This is a genomic window from Achromobacter sp. 1012554356, assembly GCF_059760815.1.
In genome coordinates this window covers 42,070-61,332 of sequence record NZ_JCBANC010000008.1, presented here as the reverse complement: position 1 = coordinate 61,332, position 19,263 = coordinate 42,070, and the positions used below count along the sequence as shown (strand labels likewise).

At 67.4% G+C, this 19,263-nt stretch carries 18 protein-coding genes; 14 read left to right on the top strand and 4 right to left on the bottom strand.

The window, feature by feature from the left end:
• Window positions 1–11 precede the first annotated feature (11 nt).
• From AC6LJW_RS05690 to AC6LJW_RS05630, 13 genes are all read left to right on the top strand, one after another.
• Window positions 12–1,556 (top strand): indolepyruvate oxidoreductase subunit beta family protein, encoded by a 1,545-nt coding sequence (locus AC6LJW_RS05690; protein ID WP_498086747.1) that lies wholly within the window; start codon window positions 12–14, stop codon window positions 1,554–1,556.
• A gap of 27 nt (window positions 1,557–1,583) precedes the next feature.
• Window positions 1,584–2,561 (top strand): PDR/VanB family oxidoreductase, encoded by a 978-nt coding sequence (locus tag AC6LJW_RS05685; RefSeq protein ID WP_498086745.1) that lies wholly within the window; start codon window positions 1,584–1,586, stop codon window positions 2,559–2,561.
• A 19-nt stretch (window positions 2,562–2,580) separates the two neighbouring features.
• Window positions 2,581–3,900 (top strand): aromatic ring-hydroxylating dioxygenase subunit alpha, encoded by a 1,320-nt coding sequence (locus AC6LJW_RS05680; protein WP_056568907.1) that lies wholly within the window; start codon window positions 2,581–2,583, stop codon window positions 3,898–3,900.
• Window positions 3,897–4,388: an aromatic-ring-hydroxylating dioxygenase subunit beta gene (locus AC6LJW_RS05675; RefSeq protein WP_498086743.1), complete on the top strand. Its 492-nt coding sequence runs from the start codon at window positions 3,897–3,899 to the stop codon at window positions 4,386–4,388. The genes AC6LJW_RS05680 and AC6LJW_RS05675 overlap by 4 nt, the downstream gene beginning before the upstream one ends.
• Before the next feature lie 9 nt (window positions 4,389–4,397).
• Window positions 4,398–6,038: an AMP-binding protein gene (locus tag AC6LJW_RS05670; RefSeq protein ID WP_498086741.1), complete on the top strand. Its 1,641-nt coding sequence runs from the start codon at window positions 4,398–4,400 to the stop codon at window positions 6,036–6,038.
• The gene (locus AC6LJW_RS05665) at window positions 6,035–7,204 is read left to right on the top strand and encodes a thiolase family protein (RefSeq protein WP_498086739.1); all 1,170 of its coding nucleotides are present in this window, start codon (window positions 6,035–6,037) and stop codon (window positions 7,202–7,204) included. Before AC6LJW_RS05670 ends, AC6LJW_RS05665 begins: the two co-directional genes overlap by 4 nt.
• Window positions 7,201–8,448: an SDR family NAD(P)-dependent oxidoreductase gene (locus tag AC6LJW_RS05660; protein ID WP_498086737.1), complete on the top strand. Its 1,248-nt coding sequence runs from the start codon at window positions 7,201–7,203 to the stop codon at window positions 8,446–8,448. The genes AC6LJW_RS05665 and AC6LJW_RS05660 overlap by 4 nt, the downstream gene beginning before the upstream one ends.
• 139 nt (window positions 8,449–8,587) lie before the next feature.
• Window positions 8,588–9,373, top strand: a complete 786-nt coding sequence (locus tag AC6LJW_RS05655) for a cyclase family protein (protein WP_498086735.1) — start codon at window positions 8,588–8,590, stop codon at window positions 9,371–9,373.
• 37 nt (window positions 9,374–9,410) lie between these two features.
• Complete coding sequence (locus AC6LJW_RS05650; RefSeq protein ID WP_175123223.1) at window positions 9,411–10,139, top strand: SDR family NAD(P)-dependent oxidoreductase; 729 nt, start codon at window positions 9,411–9,413, stop codon at window positions 10,137–10,139.
• Window positions 10,140–10,305: 166 nt separating this feature from the next.
• Entirely contained in the window at window positions 10,306–11,457 is a 1,152-nt protein-coding gene (locus AC6LJW_RS05645; RefSeq protein ID WP_056568929.1) for an ABC transporter substrate-binding protein, read from the top strand.
• A gap of 163 nt (window positions 11,458–11,620) precedes the next feature.
• Entirely contained in the window at window positions 11,621–12,661 is a 1,041-nt protein-coding gene (locus AC6LJW_RS05640; protein WP_056568932.1) for a branched-chain amino acid ABC transporter permease, read from the top strand.
• Window positions 12,658–14,454, top strand: coding sequence for a branched-chain amino acid ABC transporter ATP-binding protein/permease (locus AC6LJW_RS05635; protein ID WP_056568933.1), 1,797 nt, complete (start codon window positions 12,658–12,660; stop codon window positions 14,452–14,454). The genes AC6LJW_RS05640 and AC6LJW_RS05635 overlap by 4 nt, the downstream gene beginning before the upstream one ends.
• Window positions 14,451–15,188, top strand: coding sequence for an ABC transporter ATP-binding protein (locus AC6LJW_RS05630; RefSeq protein WP_498086733.1), 738 nt, complete (start codon window positions 14,451–14,453; stop codon window positions 15,186–15,188). The genes AC6LJW_RS05635 and AC6LJW_RS05630 overlap by 4 nt, the downstream gene beginning before the upstream one ends.
• Before the next feature lie 27 nt (window positions 15,189–15,215).
• On the opposite strand, the gene AC6LJW_RS05625 is transcribed toward AC6LJW_RS05630, so the two are convergent.
• The gene (locus AC6LJW_RS05625) at window positions 15,216–16,151 is read right to left on the bottom strand and encodes a glycosyltransferase family 2 protein (protein WP_427986203.1); all 936 of its coding nucleotides are present in this window, start codon (window positions 16,149–16,151) and stop codon (window positions 15,216–15,218) included.
• Window positions 16,152–16,375: 224 nt separating this feature from the next.
• On the opposite strand from AC6LJW_RS05625, the gene AC6LJW_RS05620 reads away from it, so the two are divergent.
• Window positions 16,376–17,335 carry a LysR family transcriptional regulator gene (locus AC6LJW_RS05620; protein ID WP_056568942.1) on the top strand — a complete coding sequence of 320 codons (960 nt, stop codon included), beginning with the start codon at window positions 16,376–16,378 and terminating at the stop codon, window positions 17,333–17,335.
• Between the two features lie 93 nt (window positions 17,336–17,428).
• On the opposite strand, the gene AC6LJW_RS05615 is transcribed toward AC6LJW_RS05620, so the two are convergent.
• From AC6LJW_RS05615 to AC6LJW_RS05605, 3 genes are all read right to left on the bottom strand, one after another.
• Window positions 17,429–17,557 (bottom strand): hypothetical protein, encoded by a 129-nt coding sequence (locus tag AC6LJW_RS05615; protein ID WP_006226408.1) that lies wholly within the window; start codon window positions 17,555–17,557, stop codon window positions 17,429–17,431.
• Between the two features lie 130 nt (window positions 17,558–17,687).
• Window positions 17,688–18,620, bottom strand: coding sequence for a sugar kinase (locus AC6LJW_RS05610; protein WP_498086731.1), 933 nt, complete (start codon window positions 18,618–18,620; stop codon window positions 17,688–17,690).
• Window positions 18,613–19,263, bottom strand: coding sequence for a bifunctional 4-hydroxy-2-oxoglutarate aldolase/2-dehydro-3-deoxy-phosphogluconate aldolase (locus tag AC6LJW_RS05605; RefSeq protein ID WP_056568947.1), 651 nt, complete (start codon window positions 19,261–19,263; stop codon window positions 18,613–18,615). The genes AC6LJW_RS05610 and AC6LJW_RS05605 overlap by 8 nt, the downstream gene beginning before the upstream one ends.

Genomic DNA, 19,263 nt, shown 5'->3' with positions numbered 1-19,263 from the left:
AACCCAGCAACATGAACGCGGCGGTGATGCAGCAAGGCAACCCCATCAAGATCGCGATCCTGGCCATGGGCGGCCAGGGCGGCGGCGTGCTGGCCGACTGGATCGTCGACATGGCCGAGCACGCGGGCTGGTGGGCACAGACCACTTCGGTGCCCGGCGTGGCGCAGCGCACTGGCGCCACGATCTACTACCTGGAGCTGCTGCCCGAGGCCGATGTGCAGCGCGCCGGCCGCCAGCCCGCGCTGGCGCTGATGCCCACGCCGGGCGACGTGGACCTGGTGGTGGCCGCCGAATTGATGGAAGGCGGCCGGGCCATCCAGCGCGGCCTCGTGACACCGGACCGCACGGTCCTGATCGCGTCGTCGCACCGCAGTTTTGCGGTCAGCGAAAAGTCCGCGCCCGGCAACGGCATCGCCGATCCCAACAAGGTGCTGGAAGCGGGGCGCGCGGCGGCCCGGCGCTTCATGTGCTTCGACCTGCAGGACCTGGCCGACCGCGCGGGCAGCGTCATCAGCGCCAGCCTGTTTGGCGCGGTGGCCGGCAGCGGCTCCCTGCCCTTCACCCGCGACGACTTCGAGGCCACCGTGCGACGCGCGGGCCTGGGCGTCGACGCCAGCCTGCGCGCCTTCGCGCTGGGTTTCGAATCGGCCAACAAGGCGCCGGAACAGCCCGCGGCCATCGACCTCACGCGGCCCGAGCCGGTGGTGCCCGAACGTGCCGCCAGCCCGCGCTCGCAGGCCCTGCTGGACGCCATCCGGCGCGATTTTCCCACCTGTGCGCAGCCGATGCTGACCGCAGGCGTGCGCCGCCAGATCGAATTCCAGGACCAGGCTTACGCTGAAGACTACCTGCGCCGCATGAAGGCGATCCGTGACCTGGACGCGCAGCACGGCGGTGACGCGCATCAATGGGCGCTGACCTGTGCCGCGGCGCGCTACGTGGCCACCGCCATGGCCTACGACGACGTGATCCGCGTGGCGGACCTGAAGACCCGCGGCACGCGCTTTGACCGCGTGCGAACGGAAGTCGGCGCGCGGCCCGGCCAGCTCGTCGACACGACCGAATTCATGCATCCCCGGCTGGAAGAAATCTGCGGCACATTGCCGGTTCGGCTGGGCCGCTGGCTGGAGGGCTCCAAGGCCTTCGGCGGCTTCGTCGAGCGCCGGCTTGGCAAGGGCCGCCGCCTGCGCAGCGGCACGCTGGGCGGATTCCTGATGCTGTACACGCTGGCCGGCATGCGGCGGTTCCGGCGCAGCACGCTGCGCCATCAGATCGAGACCGAATCGCTGGATTCCTGGCTGGCGCTGGTGGCGCGGCTGGCCCCGCGCGACTACGCGCTGGCCGTCGAGACCGTCAACTGCCGCCGCCTGGTCAAGGGCTACAGCGACACCCATACGCGCGGCGGCGGCAAATACCGGCAGCTCATCGCGGCCGCGGACCAGCTGGCTGGCCGCCCAGATGCCGCCGACGCGCTGCGCGCGCTTCGCGACACGGCGCTCGCCAACGTGAAATGCGAGCCCATGGAACGCCAGATCGCGGAAAAACTGGCCGCCTGAGGCCGCCCCCAGAAAGAGACAGACATCGTGCAGACACTCAAACTGATCGTCCGGGAAGTCCGGCAGGAATCACCGCTGATCCGCTCGTTCCGCCTGGCGCGCGAAGACGGCGGTACGCTGCCCGCGTTTGGCCCCGGCGCGCACCTGAAGGTGACGGTGCCGGGCCTGCGAGATCCGCGCTGCTATTCGCTGGTGCAGCTGGCGCCCGAAGCGGGCCGCTTTGCCGAGCCGGCGGAATATCGTCTGGGCGTGCGGCTGGAAGACCCCAGCCAGGGCGGATCGCGCCACATGCATGCGCTGGCCGAGGGCGACGCGCTGACCGTGGAAGGCCCCAAAAACGACTTTCCGCTGCATGAATCGCCCGCGGGCGACGAGCCGGTGGTGCTGATTGCGGGCGGCATCGGCATCACGCCCATCGCGTCCATGGCCGCCGCGCTCAAGTCCGCCGGCCGCGCCTTCCATCTGCACTACTGCGGCCGCAGCAAGGACCAGCTTGCCTTCCTGCCTGAACTGCAGGCGCTGGCGGGCGGCGACCTGACGCTGCACGCCGACGACGATCCGTCCTGCCGCTTTGATCTGCAGGCGCTGCTTGCCGCGTCGAACCCGCGCCAGCACCTGTACGTCTGTGGCCCGAAGGGCCTGATCGATGCCGTCATCCAGGGCGCCCACGCGCGCCACTGGCCCGACGCCCACATCCATTTCGAACTCTTCACGACGGCCGCCGCGCTGGCCGGCGACCAGGCCTTCGAGGTCGAGCTGCGCCAGTCCGGCCGCGTGCTGACGATACCCGCCGACAAGACCATAGTCGAGGTGATGGAGGACGAGGGCTGCGACCCGATGTACGACTGCAAGCGCGGCGAATGCGGCGTCTGCCAAGCCACCGTGCTGGAAGGCGAGCCCGACCACCGCGACTACTACCTGTCCGACACCGAGAAGGCCAGCGGCAAGATCATTCAGATCTGCATCTCGCGCGCCAAGTCCGCGCGCCTGGTGCTGGATCTGTAAGCTCGACGAGGAATCCATCATGGCCAAATACCGCGACAATCCCGACGCCATCCGTGCGCTGTTGCGCGACACCGAGGTGCACAAGGACCTCTTCATCGACCAGGAACTGTTCGACCTGGAAATGGAGCGCCTGTATGCCAATACCTGGGTCTTCGTCGGCCACGACAGCCAGGTTCCGAATCCCGGCGACTACGTGACGACGACTGTGGGCAACCAGCCCGTGGTGATGGTGCGCCACAGCGACAAGACGGTTCGCGTGCTGCACAACCGCTGCCCGCACAAAGGCACCATGGTGGCAGGCGAGGCCTGCGGCAACACGGGCAAGTTCTTCCGCTGCCCTTATCACGCCTGGACCTTCAAGACCGACGGCAGCCTGCTGTCGATTCCGCTGAAAAAGGGCTACGAAAACACCGGCCTGGAAAACTGCGAAGCCAGCCAGGGCATGGCCGCCGTCAAAGACGTGCGTAACCATCGCGGTTTTGTGTTCTGCCGCCTGAATCCCGAGGGCCAGTCGTTCGAGGAATTCTTCGGCGACTCGCTTTCCACGCTGGACAACATGGTGGACCGGTCGCCGGAAGGCCGCCTGGAAGTCGCCGGCGGCGTGCTGCGCTACATGCACCGCTGCAACTGGAAGATGCTGGTCGACAACCAGACCGACACTTGCCATCCGATGGTCGCGCACGAATCGTCGGCGGGCACGGCCGTCAAGGTCTGGGAACAGGCGCCGGAAGGCACGCCCAAGCCGATGGCGGTGGAGCTGTTCGCGCCGTTCATTTCGCCGTACGAGTTCTTCGAGAACATGGGGATCCGGGTCTGGGAAAACGGCCACGGGCACACGGGCGTGTCGGACTCGATCCACGCCTCGTATTCCGGCATTCCCGGTTACTGGGAGTCGATGGTCGAGGCTTACGGTGAGGATCGCGCCAAGCAGATCCTGGGCGACGTGCGCCACAACACCGTCTACTTCCCCAACATCATGGTCAAGGGTCCGATCCAGACGCTACGGATCTTCAAGCCGATTGCCGCCGACCGCACGCTGGTGGAGTCCTGGACCTTCCGCCTGGTGGGCGCGCCGGACCTGCTGCTGGAACGCACCCTCATGTACAACCGGCTCATCAATGCGCCGACGTCCGTGGTGGGCCACGACGACCTCGAAATGTACGAACGCGCGCAGGACGGCCTGCATTCGCGTGCGCGGGACTGGGTAAACGTTGGACGGCTCTACGCGCCCGGCGAAGCGGACCAGAAGAACGTCGTCACCAATGGCACCAACGAATGGCAGATGCGCAACCAGTACCGCGCATGGGGCCGCTACATGACCGGACCGGAGTCGGTATGAGCGCAAGCGACCGCGAGTTGATCGATTTTGTCTACACCGAGGCGCGCCTGCTGGACGAACTGCGCTTCGAGGACTGGCTGGACCTGTACACCGAGGACGGCCACTACTGGATGCCGCTGGCGCACGGCCAGACCGACGCGAAGCTGCATGCGTCGCTGATGTACGAGGACAAGCTGCTGCTGCGCGTGCGCGTGGAACGGCTGGCGGGCCAGCGCACCTTTTCGCAGCAGCCCAAGAGCCGCTGCCATCATTTGCTGCAAGCGCCCACGGTCGAACATGACCATCCGGGGGCCGCGCCCGCCGAGGGACGTCACGTGGTGCGCACCGCCTTCCATTACGTCGAGACGCGGCAGGACGCGCAGACGCTGTATGCCGGCTGGGCCACGCATCACCTGGTGGAACAGGACGGCGCGCTGCGCATCCGCTTAAAGCGCGTGGACCTCGTCAATTGCGACGCGGCCTTCGGCAATATCCAACTGTTCATGTAGGAGCGGACCGTGACCGCCACTGTCCACCAGGCCTTTGCCGACACCGCCGCCCGCCACGGCGGCCAGCCGTTCCTGTGCATCCTGCCCGAAACGGCGAAGGCGTATGACATCGCGGCGGGTGAGCTGACCTACGCCGGGGCGGCCGATGCCATCGCCACGCTGCGCGCCGCGTATGCCAGCGCCGGCTATGGCCATGGCCACCGCGCGGGCCTGCTGCTGGAGAACCGGCCCGCCTTCTTCCTGCACTGGTTCGCGCTGAACGCGCTGGGCGTGTCGGTCGTGCCGATCAACCCGGACCTGCGCGCCGCCGAACTGGAATACCTGGCCGGTCACTCCGAGATCGCGCTGGCGGTCGCCCTGCCCGGACGTCACGCGGACCTGCTGGCCGCCGCGCAACGCGCGGGCCGCGAGCTGCGCGTGATGGGACCGGACGACGCGCCGCCCGCCGCGCCGTTCCCCGCACCGTTGCAAGGTACGGCGCTGTCGGAACTGACCGAGTGCGCGCTGCTCTACACGTCCGGCACCACCGGCCGGCCCAAGGGCTGCATTCTGCCCAACCGCTATTTCCTGCACGCGGGCGGCTGGTATGCGCGCATCGGCGGGCTTGCTGCCCTGCGGCCGGGACAGGAACGCATGCTGACGCCGCTGCCCTTGGTGCACATGAACGCCATGGCATATTCGGCGATGGCGATGGTGCTGACGGGCGGCTGCCTGATTCCGCTGGACCGTTTTCACCCCCGTTCATGGTGGGACAGCGTGCGCGCATCGCGCGCCACCGTGCTGCACTATCTGGGCGTCATGCCCGCCATCCTGATGAAGGCCGAGCCTACCCCGAAGGATCTGCAGCCGGCCATCCGCTTCGGCTTCGGCGCGGGCGTGGACCGCAAGCTGCATGCGCCGTTCGAGGCGCGCTTCGGCTTTCCGCTGTTGGAAGCCTGGGCCATGACCGAGACCGGCGCGGGCGCCGTCATCATCGCCAACCAGGAACCGCGCCACGTCGGCACCAGCAGCTTCGGCAGCGAGGAAGCCGACGTGGAGGTGCGCATCGTGACCGACGCGGGCGAACCGGCCGTCATTGGCGAACCGGGCGAGCTGCTGGTGCGCCATGCCGGGGAAGATCCGCGATATGGCTTCTTTGCCGGCTACCTGAAGGACGAGGCCGCCACCGACGAAGCCTGGGAAGGCGGCTGGTTCCACACCGGCGACATCGTGCGCCGCGAAGCCGACGGCGCGCTGCGTTTCGTGGACCGCAAGAAGAACGTGATCCGGCGCAGCGGCGAGAACATCTCGGCCGTGGAAGTGGAAAGCGTGCTGATGCAGCACCCGCTGGTCAAGGCCGTGGCGGTGGCCGCCGTGCCGGACCCGGTGCGCGGCGACGAGGTGCTGGCGTGCGTGGTGCCCGAGGCCGCGCCTGCCGATGCGGACGCGATGGCCGAGGCCGCGCGCAGCATCGTGCAATGGTCGCTGTCGCAGCTGGCGTATTACAAGGCGCCCGGCTATGTCGCGTTCGTGGACAGCCTGCCGCTCACCACCACCAACAAGATCCAGCGCGGCGAGATGAAGGCGCTGGCACCCGGCCTGCCGGGCACGGCGCGCTGCGTGGACACGTGCCATCTGAAGAAGCGTCCGGCCGAAGGGGCCCACCAATGAGCCGCCTGGGCTACGACGGCGTCGTGGCGGCCCTGCCCGTCACGATTCCGTACGAACGCTACTCCACGCACGCCGCGCACTGGTGGCTGGGCCGCGCGCTGGGCGCGCTGATCCGGCAGTCCGGCCTGGCCAAGACCGACGTGGACGGCCTGTGCGTATCCAGCTTCACGCTGGCGCCCGACACTGCGGTCGGTCTGGTCCAGCACCTGGGCATGACACCGAGCTGGCTCGATCACATCCCGATGGGCGGGGCGAGCGGCGTGGCCGCGCTGCGCCGTGCCGCGCGGGCCGTGCAGGCGGGTGACGCCAACGTCGTGGCCTGCCTGGCCGGCGACACGAATCACGTGGACTCGTTCCGCAACACGGTCAGCCAGTTCTCGCGCTTTGCGCAGGACGCCGTCTACCCGTACGGCGCGGGCGGCCCGAACGCCAGCTTCGCGCTGCTGACCACCAACTACATGCGCGAGACGGGCGCCACCCGCGAGGATTTCGGCAAGCTCTGCGTGGCCCAGCGCGACAACGCCCTGCGCTACCCGCACGCGCTGATGAAAAAGCCGCTGACGCTGGCGCAGTATCTGGATGCGCGCGTCATCACCGAGCCGATCCACCTGTTCGACTGCGTCATGCCGTGCGCCGGCGCGGACGCATTTCTGGTGATGAGCGAGGACCGCGCCCGCGCGCTGAAGCTGCCGTATGCGCGCATCCTGTCCACCATCGAGCGACACAACGCCTGGATCGATGACCCGATCCAGACCCGGGGCGGCTGGACCATGGACGTGGACGAGCTGTACGGGCTGGCCAACGCCGCGCCGGCCGACATGGATTTCCTGCAGGCCTACGACGACTATCCCGTCATCAACCTGATGCAGATGGAAGACCTGGGCTTTTGCGGCAAGGGCGCCGCGCCGCAATTCGTGCGCGACAACACCTTTACCGTGGACGGCAGCTTTCCGTTCAACACCAATGGCGGCCAGTTGTCGGTCGGCCAGGCGGGCGCGGCCGGCGGCTATCTGGGCATGGTCGAGGCCTTGCGGCAGTTGACCGGCACGGCCGGCGGCACGCAGGTCAGTGGCGCCCGGCTGGGCATGGTGAGCGGCTTCGGCATGATCAATTACGACCGCGGGCTGTGCACGGCCGCGGCCATCCTGGCAAGGAGCGACGCATGACCGAGCCGCTGGCCAAGCCGCCTCGCAAGAATCCGGTTGCGCGCACGCGCCAGCCCACGCTGCCGCCGGGCTCGCGCAGCCGCAGCGCGCTGGGACTGACCGCTGCCGCCGCCGAAGGACGCTTCGATCTGCAGACCTGCGCCGAGTGCGGCACGGTGCAATACCCGCCGCGCGAAGTCTGCGGCCATTGCCTGTCCGAACACCTGCCGTGGCGGCCCGCCGATCCGAACGGCGTGCTGCTGGTCAGCACTACGCTGCATCACAGCAACGACCTGTATTTCCGCGAACGCCTGCCCTGGCGCGTGGGCACGGTGCGGATGGACGCCGGACCGTCCGTCGTGGCGCACGTCCACCAGGACTGCGCCGACCGCGAGCGCGTACGCCTGGCCCTGAAGCTGGACCGCAGCGGCCAGGCCGTGATGATCGCCCTGCCCGAAAGGAATACGCCAAACATGGAAGACGACAAGACACTACGCGAGACCTCGTGCGATCCGAAATTCCGCCGCGTGCTGGTCACTGATGGCAAGTCGGCCGTCGGCCAGGCCGTGGCGCGCGCGCTGCTGGATGCGGGCAGCCCGATGATCTTTCTGGGGGATCCGCAGGCCTGGAAGCGCGACGCCGCATTTGATGCGCTGGCGGCGGACCCGCGCGTGCAGGCTGTGACGCTGGACGTGACCGATACCGACTCCGTCGAACGCGTGGCCGCTTCGATCGGCGGCAAGGTCGAAATCCTGGTGAACACGGCCGATCTGGAACGCGAGGGCGGACTGCTGAACCGCAAGGACGTGAACACCGCGCGCGACGCGATGGACGTCAACGTGCTGGGCCTGATGCGGCTGGCGCAGAGCTTCGGCCCCGCGCTGTGCGGGCGCGCGGCAGACGGCGTGAACAGCGCGGCGGCGTGGGTCAACGTGCTGTCCATCTATGCGCAGATGAATCTGCCGACGCGCGGCATGTGGTCCGCGTCAAAGGCTGCGGCGCTGTCGCTGGCGCAATGCCTTCGCGCCGAGATGCGCGGCGCGGGCGTGCGGGTGGTGAACGTGTTTCCCGGCCCGGTCGACCACGAATGGGAGCAGCGCACGCCGCCGCCCCGCGTGGCGCCGGCCGCCATCGCCGCCGCGATTGTGCGGGCGCTGAAGGACGGCATTGAAGACGTGTATGTGGGCGACGTCGCGCAGGAGTTTCGGGCGCGGCTGGCGGAGAACCCGAAGGGGCTGGAAAGAGAGCTGGGCTTGGGCGGGTGACCGCAGAAGAACCCGGTGTCTGACACCCTGGAGAGACAGTCGGCAACTTGGCGCGGCGTCTCAGCGGGTGTCAGACACCTACGCAGCAGCAAGGATGCAGGGGTGTCTGACACCCTGCAGGAACCAACAGGAGAGCACCGTGAGTCAACCCATTCTTGCCCAATTCATGACCGAGCTGGTGTCCGGCCGCATTCGCCTGGTGGACCTGACCGAAACCCTGACGCCGGAATTCCCGACCATCGTGCTGCCGCCCGAATTCGGCCAAGCCTGGCCGTTCCGGATCGAGGAAATCTCCCGCTACGACGAGCGCGGTCCGGCCTGGTACTGGAACAACTTCTCGTGTTCTGAGCACACTGGCACACACTTCGACGCGCCCGCGCACTGGGTCACGGGCAAGGACCAGCCCGACAACACGGTGGACACGATTCCCGTCGACGCCTTCATCGCCAGCGCCTGCGTGATCGACTGTTCGGCGGAAGCGGCGGGCAACCCGGACTTTCTCCTGACCATCGACTTCGTGAAGAAATGGGAGGAACAGCACGGCCGCATCCCCGCGCGGTCGTGGGTGCTGATGCGCACCGACTGGTCCAAGCGCGCCAAGCCCGCCGAATACCTGAACATGCAGGCCGACGGCGCGCATTCGCCGGGTCCCGATGCCGAGGTCGTGCCCTGGCTCATCAAGGAGCGTGACGTGCACGGGTTCGGCACCGAGTCGGTGGGCACGGACGCCGGACAAGCCCAGCATCTGGACCCGCCCTACCCCTGCCACTACTACATGCACGGCAACAACCGCTACGGCTTGCAGTGCCTGACCAACCTGGATCAACTGCCGGCCACCGGCGCGGTGATCTTCTCGGCGCCGCTCAAGATCCGCAGCGGCTCGGGCAGCCCGCTGCGCGTACTGGCGCTGGCGCCCACGGCCTGATCGCGGCCGGACCATACCAATAAATCAAGGGGGAACCATGACGCAAACCCATGTGGCCATCGTGACCGGCGGCAGCGCCGGCATCGGGGCGGAAATCTGCCGCAGCATGCTGGACGCGGGCTACGAGGTGATCTCGATGGCACGCCGCGCCGCGGACTTCTCGCATCCGCGCCTGCACAACGTGCAGGTCGACCTGCTGGACGCCACGGCGACCGCGCAAGCCGGCGCCGAGGCCGCCGCCCAATTTCCGATCAGCCACGTTATCCACAACGCCGGTGTGATCTGGCCGAATCTGCTGCCGCAGGTCACGCAGGAAGAGCTGCATGGCCTGACGCAGATCCACCTGGGCGCTGCCATCAGCCTGGTTCAAGCCGCCCTGCCCGGCATGCAGGAACGCAAGTTCGGCCGCATCGTGATGATGTCGTCGCGCGGCGCGCTGGGCCTGCCCACGCGCACCGCCTACTCGGCCACCAAGGCCGGCATGGTGGGCATGGCGCGCACCTGGTCGCTGGAGCTTGCGCCGTACGGCATCACGGTCAACGTCGTGGCGCCCGGCCCGATCCAGACCGACATGTTCTACGAAGTGATCGAGGCCGGCAGCGAACGCGAACGCCAGCTTGCCGAGGGCATTCCGGTCAAGCGCCTGGGCCGCTCGGACGACGTGGCGCGCGCCGTCATGTTCTTCGCGGATCCCGCCAACAGCTTCGTGACCGGCCAGACGCTGTTCGTCTGCGGCGGCGCCAGCGTCAGCTCCATCACCATCTGACCGCCCCGCGCTTCGGGTTTTGACGGATAGGTAAGCACCGGGCCCCGGGTCTACAGTGCTGATCCTTGAAGGTAAGAAATTTTAAGCAACAAGTATTCCCGCAGTTCCCGTTTTCTCCGCTTTCCAGCCGCACTCCCACTCTGCTCCCTACCCCGGAGGTTTTGCCATGCTGTCGAAGAAACTCCCCCTGGCCGCTGCCGCCGCCATCGCCGCCCTGTTCGCCCTGCCCGCTTTGGCGCAAGTCAAGGTCGGCGTGGTCACCTCGTCCACCGGCCCCACCGCGCTGGTCGGGATTCCGCAGAAGAACACGGTGCCGCTGCTGCCCAAGAAGATCGGCGACCTGACCGTGGAATACATCTCGCTGGACGACGCCAGCGATTCCACAAACTCGGTCACGGCTTTCAAGAAGCTGATCTCGGAGCAGAACGTGGACGCGCTGATCGGGCCGTCGGGCTCGCCCAACGCCATGGGCGTGATCCAGTTCGCCGCCGAGGCCGGCGTGCCGATGCTGGCGCCGGTCGGCACCGCCGCGGTGGTGCTGCCGATGAACGACCAGAAGAAGTGGGTGTTCAAGACCACGCAGAACGACGACATCATCGCGCGCGCGCTGGTGGACCACATGGCCAAGACCGGCATCAAGACGGTCGGCTTCATCGGCCTGAACGATCCCTATGGCGAGAATTGGTACAAGGTGTTCTCGGGCCTGGCCGCGGAAAAGGGCATCAAGATCGCCGCCAATGAACGCTACCTGCGCTTTGACAGCTCGGTCACCGGCCAGGCGCTGAAGATCCTGGCCGCCAAGCCCGACGCCGTGCTGGTCGCCGCCCCCGGCGCCGCCAGCGTGCTGCCGCAGACGACGCTGTTCGATCAGGGCTACAAGGGCAAGTTCTACCAGACCCACGGCGCCGCGCTGCCCGACTTCCTGAAGCTGGGCGGCAAGAAGGTTGAAGGCACGGTGTTGGCCGCCAGCCTGATGCTGGTGCTGCCGGAAATGCCGGACAGCAACCCGTCCAAGAAGGTCGCCACCGAGTACATCGCCGCCTACGAAAAGCTCAACGGCTCCAAGCCCGCCACCTTCGGCGCCAACGTCTATGACGCCGGCCTGCTGCTGGAAAAGGCCGTGCCGATCGCCGAAAAAGCCGGCAAGCCCGGCACCAAGGAGTTCCGCAGCGCCCTGCGCGACGCGCTGGAGCAAACCAAGGAGCTGGTGGGCACGCAAGGCGTCTACAACATGAGCGCCGCCGACCACAGCGGCTTTGACGAACGCGGCCGCGAACTCATCACCGTCAAAGACGGCAACTGGACGCTAGTCAAGTAAAAGGATCTCCCCCCACGCTCACATGCGCTGCGGGCGTCGCCAGAAAGCAGACTCCGCGCGTCCCATCGGGATGCCGCGGATCCGGCTCCGCCGGTCCGCAGGCATGCCCCTGGGGGAACGCGCGCAGCGCTTCGGGGGGGAAATCAGCTTATTGGAATTTCGCATGAATGCTCAGATTGCCTTGATACTCGGGCAGGACGGCATCACCAACGGCGCCATCTACGCGCTCTTGGCGTTGTCCATCCTGCTGGTCTTCACCGTCACACGCGTCCTGTTCATCCCGCAGGGTGAGTTCGTCGCCTTCGGCGCGCTCACCATGGCCGCCATGCAGGCCGGCAAGCCCATCCTGCTGGTGTGGCTGCTGCTCGCGTTCGCGCTGGCCGAGGCCGCCGCCGACCTGATGGCGCGCCGCAAACGGCCCGCCCGGCGCGGCGCCCACTGGCGCATGGCGGCCAAGGTGATCTATCCGCTGGCGCTGGCGCTGCTGCTGTACCGCCTGCCGCTCGCGCAACTGCCGATGGCGGTGCAGGCGCTGCTGACGCTGCTGTTGCTGGTGCCAATGGGTCCGCAGCTCTATCGCCTGTTCTATCAGCCGATCGCATCGGCCTCGACGCTGGTGCTGCTGATCGTCTCGATCGCGGTCCACCTGGCGCTGGTCGGCCTGGGCCTGCTGGCCTTCGGCGCGGAGGGCGCGCGCACCGCGCCGTTCAGCGACGCCAGCATGACGCTCGGTCCGGTCAACGTGAACAGCCAGGCGCTGTGGGTGGTGGCGGTGTCGGTGGTGCTGATCGTCGTGCTGTACCAGTTCTTTGAACGCTCGATGTACGGCAAGGCGCTGCGCGCCGCGGCGTTCAACCGCATCGGCGCGCGCCTGATGGGCATCTCGCCCGTGTTCGCGGGCAAGGCCACATTCTTCCTTGCGGCGCTGATCGGCACCGTGTCCGGCATCCTCATTGCACCGATCACCACCATGTATTTCGATTCGGGCTTCATGGTCAGCCTGAAAGGCTTTGTGGGCGCCATCATCGGCGGGCTGGTGAGCTATCCGCTGGCCGCGGCGGGCGCCGTGCTGGTCGGCTTGATCGAAGCCTTCTCGTCTTTCTGGGCCAGCGCCTACAAAGAAATCATCGTGTTCACGCTGATCATCCCCGTGCTGCTCTGGCGTTCACTCAACAGCCATCACGTCGAGGAAGAAGACGAATGACCCCGCGCCACATCCTCCTCGCCTTCCTGGCCCTGCTGGCGCTCGGCCCCCTGGTGCTGCCGCCGTTCTACGTCACGCTGCTGAACTACATCGGCCTGTATGCGCTGGTGGCGCTGGGCCTGGTGCTGCTGACCGGCGTCGGCGGGCTCACCAGTTTCGGCCAGGCCGCCTTCGTGGGCGTGGGCGCCTACACCACGGCGCTCCTTACCACCCGCGCGGACACCCTGCCATCGTGGCTAGGCTGGCTGGGCGCATCGCCCTGGCTCACGCTGCTCGCCGGCCTGGCGCTGACGCTGGCGCTGGCCTACCTGCTGGGCGCGATCACGCTGAAGCTGTCCGGCCACTTCCTGCCGCTGGGCACCATTGCCTGGGGCCTGTCGCTGTATTTCGTCTTCGGCTCGGTCGAAGGGCTGGGCGGCCACACCGGCATTCCGGACATTCCGGCCATCAGCCTGTTCGGCTGGACGCTCAACCAGGGCGGCAACATCTACTACCTGATCTGGGCTTTCCTGCTTGTCGCCGTCTGGTCCACGCAGAACCTGCTGGACTCGCGCGAAGGCCGCGCCATCCGCGCGCTCAAGGGCGGCCGCGTGATGGCCGAATCCATGGGCGTGGACACGGCGCGCTCGCGCATGGTGATCTTCGTCATCGCGGCGCTGCAGGCCTGCGCGTCGGGCTGGCTGTACGCGCACATGCAGCGCTTCGTGAACCCCAATCCGTTCGGCCTGCAGATGGGCATCGAATACCTGTTCATGACCGTCATCGGCGGCGCCGGACAGGTGTGGGGCGCGCTCGTTGGCGCGGGCGTCTTCACGGTGCTCAAGCAATGGCTGCAAGACCTCTTGCCCAAGGTGCTGGGACAGACCGGCAACTTCGAAGTGATCGTCTTCGGCTTCGGCATGGTGCTGCTGCTGCACCGCGCCCGCAGCGGCCTGTGGCCGGTGCTGACGCGCTGGGTGCCGGTCAAGCGCAAGCCGCGTCATGTCGACATGACGGCGGACCCGCTGCCCCGGCGCACCATGCCGCCGCGCGGCGAGGTGGTGCTGAAAGCCGTGGACGTGACGCGCAAGTTTGGCGGCCTGGTGGCCAACAACGCCATGAACCTGGAGATCCGCGCGGGCGAAGTGCTGGCGCTGATCGGCCCGAATGGCGCGGGCAAGAGCACGATGTTCAACCAGATCTCGGGCGTGGACACGCCGACCTCGGGACAGGTCACGCTGCTGGGCCAGCCGGTTGCCGGCGTGGGTGCGCGCAAGATTGCGCGCCTGGGCCTGTCGCGCACGTTCCAGCACGTGCGGCTGCTGGGCCGCATGAGCGTGCTGGAAAACGTCGCGATCGGCGCGCACCTGCGCGGGCATCGCGGCGTGCTGCCGGCCGCCTGGCGGCTGGACCGGGCCGAAGAGGCGCGCCTGCTGGCCGAAGCCGCGCGCCAGGTCGAGCGCGTGGGACTGGGCAAGCATCTGCACGACGAAGCGGGCTCGCTGGCCCTTGGCCAGCAGCGCATCCTGGAGATCGCGCGCGCGCTGGCGTCCGACCCGTGCATCCTGCTGCTGGACGAACCCGCAGCCGGCCTGCGCTATCAGGAGAAATGCGAGCTGGCCGAGCTGCTCAAGCGCCTGCGCGCCGAAGGCATGGCCATCCTGCTCGTCGAACACGACATGGATTTCGTGATGGGCCTGGTGGATCGCGTGGTGGTCATGGACTTCGGCGAAAAGATCGCCGAAGGCCTGCCGGCCGAGATCCAGCAGAATCCCGCGGTGCTTGAAGCGTATCTGGGCGGAGTGGAAGAATGAGCGCGAAACTGCTGCAAGTGCGCGACCTGCGCGTGGCCTACGACAAGGTCGAGGCCGTCTCGGGCGTCAGCCTGGACGTGGGCGAAGGCCAGATCGTCACCGTCATCGGCCCCAACGGCGCGGGCAAGACCACGCTGCTGTCGGCCATCATGGGCGTGCTGCCGTCGCAGGGTGGCATCGTCTTCGGTGGCAAGGCGCAGGAACAGGCCGAGATCGAGGAGATGGTCGCGGCAGGCATGAACCTGGTGCCGGAAAAGCGCGAGCTCTTCGCGGAAATGACGGTCGAGGACAACCTAATGCTGGGCGCCTTCGACCGCTATCGCCGCGGCCTGCGCGACCAGGACCAGACGCTGGCCGAGGTCTATGACCTGTTTCCCCGCCTGCAGGAACGCCGCGCGCAATTGGCCGGCACGCTGTCGGGAGGCGAACGCCAGATGCTGGCCGTGGGCCGCGCACTGATGGCCAAGCCCCGCCTGCTGATGCTGGACGAACCCAGCCTGGGATTGGCGCCGCGCATCGTGCGCGAAGTGTTCCGCATCGTCGCGCGGCTGCGCGAGATGGGCGTGTCCATCCTGCTGATCGAACAGAACGCGCGCGCCGCGCTGCAGGTGGCCGACTACGCGTACGTGCTGGAAACCGGCACGATCACGCTGGAAGGGCCGGCGGCCGAGGTGGCGCAGGATCCGCGCGTCGTGGAGGTCTATCTGGGGCTGGGGCACGGCGCGCCTGCCTGACGCAGGCCGCCGTGACGGCCGGCTGGGTCAGGCCACGCCGCGCCGCCGGTCGCGGCGGTACAGCGCGTAACCCAGCGGGTACATGATGGCCACGAGAAACGTCGCGACCGGATGGGTCAGCCGGTAGGCCTGCACGGCCGTCGGCACGCCCGAATGCTTCAGGTGCAGGCGAAAGCGCGTATAGCGCGCCGCCGCCATCATGAATTCGCGCGGACGGTAGCGGAAGAATTCCAGGTGATGCTGCAGCATGTCCCAGGCCAGCAGATACAGGCCCTGGGCGTTGTTCGCCACCGACACCGCGCCTTGGCTAAGGCCACCCGGCGTGTCGTGATAGGTGCGCACGACGCGGTTGATGAAGCGGCTGAGATACCCGGCCCGCGCGACCGCCCACCAGACCAGGCTCTCGGGCACGAAGCCCGCCACGTCCTCGGGAAACGGATATTTGCGCAGGATGTCGGTGCGCATGCAGCCGAATTTCTCGCCCTTGATGCGGTAGCGGAAATACACGTCGACCGCGGTGCTGTCGAAAACGTCTTGCGGATAGCGGTCCCCGACGATGGTGCCGTCGGGCCGCGCACACAGCCCGGTGATGGCGAAGTACGAGTCGCGGCGCGCGGGCGGGATCGCATTCCAGGCCTCATGAAAAATGGCCAGCGCGTCGGGCGGCATCTCGTCGTCGCTGTCCAGGCCCACGATCATCTGGCCGCGCGCCTCGCGCACGCCGCGATTGAAGGCAGTCTTCTTGTGCTGGTTGTTCTGCCAGACATAGCGGATCGGAAAATCCGCCAGCGACTGCCAATGCAGGATGGACTCGTGCGTGTTGTCGGTGGAACCATCGTCCACCACCACCCATTCAAAATCCCGGAAAGTCTGCTGGCAGAGCGATTCGTAGACGCGGTGCAGGGTCCCTGCCCGGTTGTAGGTCGGCGTCAGAACGGTGAAAAACATCGGTGTATCGGTCATGCCTGCTGTGCCCCTTGCGATCTTCCAGAAACCGCTGCGGTCTTGGTTCTTATGATTTCGCCTGAAGTGTAGGGGATATGCCCCGGGGAACCGATTCCACGGCTTTGGAATTTGCAATCAAATCTGACAAACGGTTCGGTAATTTTTTTGATGCCGGGCCTGGCGCCGCATGCTGGCCGCGGCGCATCGTGGCGTAAACTCGGGCGGCCCAATTCGGAACGCCTATGGAAGCCTCGCCCGTCCAGCTCAATGACATCGCCTTGTTCGTGGAGGTTGCCAAGCGCAAAAGCTTCAGCCAGGCGGCGCGCGCGCTGGATATGCCGACGTCGACGCTGTCGCGGCGGATCAACGAACTTGAGCGCGCGATCGGCCTGCGGCTCATCAACCGCAACACGCGCCGGTTGGATCTGACCGACGCGGGCGCAGCCTACATGCGCCGGTGCCAGGGCCTCATTGACGAAGCGCGGCTGGCGCACGAACAGCTGCTGTCGCTGTCGGGCGGCCCGTCGGGCAATCTGCGCGTCTCCATGCCGTACAGCCTGGCCATCTGGCTGCTGCCGGAGACCATCAGCGATTTCACCGACCGCTATCCCGAGGTGGAGTGCGAATTCGACCTGAGCATGATGACGGCCTCCGACGCGCAGGGCACGCCGTTCGACATCGTGCTGCGCTTCGGCCGCGAAGCCGACTATCCGGGCGCCGCCGCCGACAACGGCAACGGCACGCCGCATCGCGCCATCGAGGGCGCCGTGGTGCACGAGCTGGTTTCGCTGGAAACGCACCTGTACGCGTCCGACCGCTATATAGAACGCCATGGCACCCCGCAGACGCCCGCCGACCTCGCCCAGCACCAGTGCCTGCGCACGACCATCGACGAGGAACATTCGTACTGGACGCTGAATAACGGCGCGATCTCGCAACGCGTTGCCGTGCACGGTCACCTGGCCGCCAACAACATGAGCATCGCGGGCACGCTGGCCGGCCTGGACCTGGCCATCACGCGCATGCCGCATTGCCTGGCGCTGGAACCGATCATCCAGCGCAACTCGCTGCGCCGCGTGCTGCCGGGCTGGTCGGTCGATCCGATCTCGATCTACGTCGTGTACCCGTCCAGCATCCAGCCGGCCAAGACCCGCGCGTTCATGGATTTCATCCGGCCCAAGCTCGGTCCCCCGCCGGCCTGACGCTGACGAAAAAAAACCGCAGGGCTCGCGCCTTGCGGTTTTTTATCGATCAGGCCAGGCGTGTCCGAAGACCCTGCCGGCCGCACACGTCATTTAGACGCGCTTGATCTTTTCCAGCATCTTGAACACACCCTTGGGCGACTTGACGAACAAGCGCTTGAAAGCCTTGCCCAGGCAACGACGTTCCAGGGTGTTACGACGCACGCGTTTGCGTTCAGCCATGTTGATTTCTCCTGTTGAATTTGCGGAAAGTGGCCCGCACAACCGGAAACCGGACTGGCGGAAAAAATTCGGATAACTTGGCATTTTAGCCTGAAATCCGAATCGGACGCCAATGGGCTGGTTTTGGGGGTCAGGCGGAGGGCTCTTTCAACCGTTCCCACACCTGTTCCGCCCGCGGCAACGGATCGACCGCGCCGTAGCCCAGCGTGGACAACGCCGCCGCCGCGTTGGCATAACGCACGGCGTCTTCCCAGGAATCGCCCTGGCAACGGCGAGCCAGCAGGCTGCCGGCAAAGCAGTCGCCCGCGCCGGTCGCATCCACGGCCTGCACGCGCAACGCCGGCATCGCCGTGCGGCTGCGGCCGTCGTCGATGATGGAGCCGTCCTTGCCCAGCTTCAGCACGACCACGCCCGACGCGCCCCCATCGCGGATCCAGTCCAGCGTGCGCTCGGGATCGTCGTTGCCGGTCAGGTGCTGCATGTCGTCCATGCTGGGCAGAAACACGTCCGCCGCGCGCATGGCCTCGCGCAGGATGGCGCGGGCGCGGTCCACGGGCCACAGGCGCAGCCGCAGGTTGGAGTCCAGGCTGACCTGCGTGCCGGCGGCATGCGCGCGCTCGATGGCGGCGAAGACCGTGTCGCAGGCGGTGGTGCTGATCGCCATGCTGATGCCCGACACGTGCAGGAAACGCGCGCGTTCGATGAGGCCCGCGTCCAGGCTGGCGGGCGTCATCAGGCTGGCGGCCGACCCGCGCCGCAGATAGCTGAAGGCGTGGCCGTCCGGTCCATGCTGCACGAAATACAGGCCGGTGTGCGCATCGTCGTCGGCCTCTACGCCGGACGTGTCGACGCCCTCGGCCTGCCACAGGTCCAGGAACTGCTTGCCGAAGGCGTCGTTGCCGACCCGGGTCAGATACGCGCAGCGCGCGCCCTGGCGGGCCGCCGCGATCACCGCGTTGGAAGTGTCGCCGCCGAATCCCTGCAGGTATTGCCGCTGGCCTTCGTGCGTCTGGTTCAGCTCTACCAGCGGCTCGCCCAGCGCAACGATGTCGAAATCAGCCATGTGCGGCCTCGCGGGTCCGGGTGATCTGCGCCACCAGCGCGGCGGTGTCGCGCGACGCAAAGGCGGCCTTGTCGTAGAGATTGCTGCCGATGCCGACCAGGCCGGCGCCCGCCGCGAAGTAAGTGCCCATGTTTTCCTGCGTGATGCCGCCCGTCGGGCAGAAGATCGTGTCCGGGTACACCGACTTCAGCGCGGCCAGATGCTTTGGGCCGCCGGTGTCTGCCGGGAACACCTTCACCACGTCCACGCCGGCGCGGCGCGCGGCCAGGACCTCGGTCGGGGTGAACGCGCCCAGCATGCACAGCGCGTCGGCGGCGTGGGCCATGTCCACGATATCGTGGGCCAGCGCGGGCGACACCAGGAAGTCCGCGCCCGCCACCAGCGCCTCGCGCGCCTGCGACTCGTCCAGCACAGTGCCCACGCCCAGGAGCAGGCTGGCGCCGTGCTTGTCGCGCAGCGCGCGCACGAGGTCGGTGACGTTCGGGATGGTCCAGGTCAGTTCGAGGGTGGTGCAGCCGGCCGACACCGCGACTTCCGCGGCATAGGCCGCGGCAGCCGCGTCGGTGTAGCGCAGCACGGGCACGACGCGGGCGGCCAGCAGGGCGGCAAGCTTGGAGGCGGTGGGAGCAGCGGTTGCGGTCAT

Coding starts and splice junctions, on each gene's coding strand:
- AC6LJW_RS05690 (WP_498086747.1), top strand. CDS start 12: ATGAACGCGGCGGTGATGCAGCAAGGCAACCCCATCAAGATCGCGATC.
- AC6LJW_RS05680 (WP_056568907.1), top strand. CDS start 2,581: ATGGCCAAATACCGCGACAATCCCGACGCCATCCGTGCGCTGTTGCGC.
- AC6LJW_RS05675 (WP_498086743.1), top strand. CDS start 3,897: ATGAGCGCAAGCGACCGCGAGTTGATCGATTTTGTCTACACCGAGGCG.
- AC6LJW_RS05665 (WP_498086739.1), top strand. CDS start 6,035: ATGAGCCGCCTGGGCTACGACGGCGTCGTGGCGGCCCTGCCCGTCACG.
- AC6LJW_RS05660 (WP_498086737.1), top strand. CDS start 7,201: ATGACCGAGCCGCTGGCCAAGCCGCCTCGCAAGAATCCGGTTGCGCGC.
- AC6LJW_RS05650 (WP_175123223.1), top strand. CDS start 9,411: ATGACGCAAACCCATGTGGCCATCGTGACCGGCGGCAGCGCCGGCATC.
- AC6LJW_RS05645 (WP_056568929.1), top strand. CDS start 10,306: ATGCTGTCGAAGAAACTCCCCCTGGCCGCTGCCGCCGCCATCGCCGCC.
- AC6LJW_RS05640 (WP_056568932.1), top strand. CDS start 11,621: ATGAATGCTCAGATTGCCTTGATACTCGGGCAGGACGGCATCACCAAC.
- AC6LJW_RS05635 (WP_056568933.1), top strand. CDS start 12,658: ATGACCCCGCGCCACATCCTCCTCGCCTTCCTGGCCCTGCTGGCGCTC.
- AC6LJW_RS05630 (WP_498086733.1), top strand. CDS start 14,451: ATGAGCGCGAAACTGCTGCAAGTGCGCGACCTGCGCGTGGCCTACGAC.
- AC6LJW_RS05625 (WP_427986203.1), bottom strand. CDS start 16,151: ATGACCGATACACCGATGTTTTTCACCGTTCTGACGCCGACCTACAAC.
- AC6LJW_RS05620 (WP_056568942.1), top strand. CDS start 16,376: ATGGAAGCCTCGCCCGTCCAGCTCAATGACATCGCCTTGTTCGTGGAG.
- AC6LJW_RS05615 (WP_006226408.1), bottom strand. CDS start 17,557: ATGGCTGAACGCAAACGCGTGCGTCGTAACACCCTGGAACGTCGTTGC.
- AC6LJW_RS05610 (WP_498086731.1), bottom strand. CDS start 18,620: ATGGCTGATTTCGACATCGTTGCGCTGGGCGAGCCGCTGGTAGAGCTG.
- AC6LJW_RS05605 (WP_056568947.1), bottom strand. CDS start 19,263: ATGACCGCAACCGCTGCTCCCACCGCCTCCAAGCTTGCCGCCCTGCTG.